Annotated in this window: 1 protein-coding gene; it reads left to right on the top strand. The window is 66.7% G+C overall.

The window, feature by feature from the left end; all coding sequences use genetic code 11:
* Nucleotides 1-1,088, top strand: a 1,088-nt coding sequence (locus tag DID96_RS37775) for an acyl-CoA dehydrogenase family protein (protein ID WP_185732508.1), incomplete at both ends; no start/stop codon positions are given.

Raw genomic sequence — 1,088 nt, 5'->3', positions numbered from 1 at the left:
GAATCCGCGAAATTCTGCGGCGAAGTGCTGGCGCCGCTGAACGTCGACGGCGATCGCAACCCGAGCAGCTGGAAGGACGGCGAGGTGACCGCGACGCCGGGCTTCAAGGAAGCGTTCCGCCAGTTCGTCGAAGGCGGCTGGCAGGGGCTGCAGCATCCGGCCGAGTATGACGGCCAGGGGCTGCCGAAGCTGATCGCGACGCCGTGCATCGAGATGCTGAACGCGGCGAACCTGTCGTTCGCGCTGTGTCCGCTGCTGACCGACGGCGCGATCGAGGCGCTGCTGACTGCGGGCACCGACGAGCAGAAGCAGCGCTACGTGCCGAAGCTGATCTCCGGCGAATGGACGGGCACGATGAACCTGACCGAGCCGCAGGCCGGTTCCGATCTCGCGCTGGTGCGCTCGCGTGCGGAGCCGCAGGGCGACGGTTCGTACAAGGTGTTCGGCACGAAGATCTTCATCACGTGGGGCGAGCACGACATGGCCGAGAACATCGTCCACCTCGTGCTGGCGCGCACGCCGAGCGCACCGGAAGGCGTGAAGGGCATTTCGCTGTTCATCGTGCCGAAGTTCCTCGTCAACGACGACGGCAGCCTCGGCGCGCGCAACGACGTGCATTGCGTGTCGATCGAGCACAAGCTCGGGATCAAGGCGAGCCCGACCGCGGTGCTGCAGTACGGTGACCACGGCGGCGCGATCGGCTACCTCGTCGGCGAGGAGAATCGCGGCCTCGAATACATGTTCATCATGATGAACGCCGCGCGCTTCGGTGTCGGGAATCAGGGGATCGGCGTGGCCGACCGCGCGTACCAGCATGCGGCCGCGTTCGCGAAGGAGCGCGTGCAGAGCCGTCCGGTCGACGGTTCCGCGAAGCAGTCGGTGACGATCATCCACCACCCGGACGTGCGCCGGATGCTCGGCACGATGCGCGCGCTGACCGAAGGCGCGCGGGCGCTGTCGTATGTCGCGGCCGCGCACAGCGACATTGCCCACCGCCATTCGGACGAGGCGACGCGTGCGCATCATCAGGCAATCTACGAGTATCTGGTGCCGGTCGTGAAGGGCTGGAGCACCGAGATGGTGAACGA

It is taken from the genome of Burkholderia sp. Bp8963 (assembly GCF_003854275.1).
Lineage (GTDB): Bacteria > Pseudomonadota > Gammaproteobacteria > Burkholderiales > Burkholderiaceae > Burkholderia.
The sequence above is the reverse complement of the archived record's forward strand: the minus strand, read 5'-3'. Positions and strand labels throughout refer to the sequence as shown.